The organism is Halochromatium glycolicum (assembly GCF_016584085.1).
In the GTDB taxonomy this organism is placed as follows: Bacteria; Pseudomonadota; Gammaproteobacteria; order Chromatiales; family Chromatiaceae; genus Lamprobacter; species Lamprobacter glycolicus.
The window spans coordinates 1-1,319 of record NZ_NRSJ01000110.1 but is presented as its reverse complement, the minus strand read 5'-3'; the positions used below and the strand labels follow the sequence as shown (position 1 = coordinate 1,319).

The 1,319-nt window shown below is 52.8% G+C and carries 3 protein-coding genes; all 3 read left to right on the top strand.

The window, feature by feature from the left end:
• On the top strand, nt 1-481 hold a 481-nt coding region (locus tag CKO40_RS23995; RefSeq protein WP_207173844.1), incomplete at its 5' end, for a hypothetical protein.
• 15 nt (nt 482-496) lie between these two features.
• Nucleotides 497-829, top strand: a complete 333-nt coding sequence (locus CKO40_RS23690; protein ID WP_200348919.1) for a DUF6572 domain-containing protein — start codon at nt 497-499, stop codon at nt 827-829.
• A 332-nt stretch (nt 830-1,161) separates the two neighbouring features.
• Entirely contained in the window at nt 1,162-1,299 is a 138-nt protein-coding gene (locus CKO40_RS25035) for an RHS repeat domain-containing protein (RefSeq protein WP_200348918.1), read from the top strand.
• The last annotated feature ends 20 nt before the right edge of the window (nt 1,300-1,319 follow it).

Genomic DNA, 1,319 nt, shown 5'->3' with positions numbered 1-1,319 from the left:
CTCCCAGTTTACGATTGCACCGGAGGAGCGCCTTGGAGCGGCTCTCGGCGAATCGGCAGCACTGGCTACAGGGCTCGGCGCGGCCGGTAAGCTCGCGGCGAAGGGTATCGCCAAGTTGGGAGCAAGGGGTGCGGACGGGGTTGCAAGGAGTGGAGTCCAAGCTAACAAGGCCGCTGGTGATGCCTTTGAGGCACAAATTAAAAGCCAACTCCAAAGAACAGATACCGACGTTGTTCAGCAGGTCACTATAAAAACGCAAAGCGGTGTTCGTACTCGCGTTGATCTTCTCAGTAGAGATGCTACAGGCGCGATTAGATGCGCAGAATGTAAAGCCTCTTCTACTGCCCCTCTAACGAAAAATCAAAGGTTGGCTTTCCCTGAAATCCAGCGATCTGGCGGTGTTATTGTGGGTAAAGGTAAAGCAGGATTCCCAGGGGGTACGCAAATTCCGCCAACAAACGTTGATATTGTGAGGCCATAGAACGGGTGAATTTATATGTCAATTGAACAGACAGACGTTGTGGATTTTGTAAGCGTTAATGAAGCGGCGAATGAAGTGGTGCTCACCATTTCAGACCACTTGGAATGGGATGGTGATACTAAAGAGCATTTGCTGCTATTGCAGGAAAAAATAAATTCTTACTTGCGCTTTATTGAAAGTGGTGAATTACTGGAATCATATCCTAAAGCCAATGGCCGAAATGCTGTCATCAATATCATTGGCAAATATCCCTTAAATGAAGAGGCAAAGGGATTTATTAATCAAGTTAAATCCATTGTAGGTGATGCGGGAATGACTTTGAGATTTGAAGAGTTTAAAGCTGCTTAAAGAGGAAGTAAGAGGAAGGTAGAGTAGAGGACAGGTTACCATCGCCGTAGCCCCGGCCTATCTGTTGCCGCCCCTTTCGTCTGGCGGTGCCTCACTAGCCGGTACGTAGCCATGTTGGCCTGTCCCCCCTCATCAAACCGTGCGTACAGTTCTCCCGTACACGGCTTTCCGATGCCCTTCACACCAAGGCATGCGCCGATCGCCAGGGCGCATGTGTGGGTAGCCTGAAAAGTCCGTAGCGTCCATAGATCACAGAGCCGAAAGTAATAGGAAAGTAATAGGGGACGGACCACGGTTTCAACGCGGCCGGCGGCACCCATCCCGGCCCCGACGTGCTCACCACCCAGCAGATCGCCACCTACCACGACTGGGGGCGTACGCTCACCGAGACCGACGCCCTCGGGCGCACCACCCGCTACACCCCCAACGTCCACGGCGACCTCGTGCGCATCGAGGACGCAGAGGGCTAGATCGTCGAGCGGGACTTCGC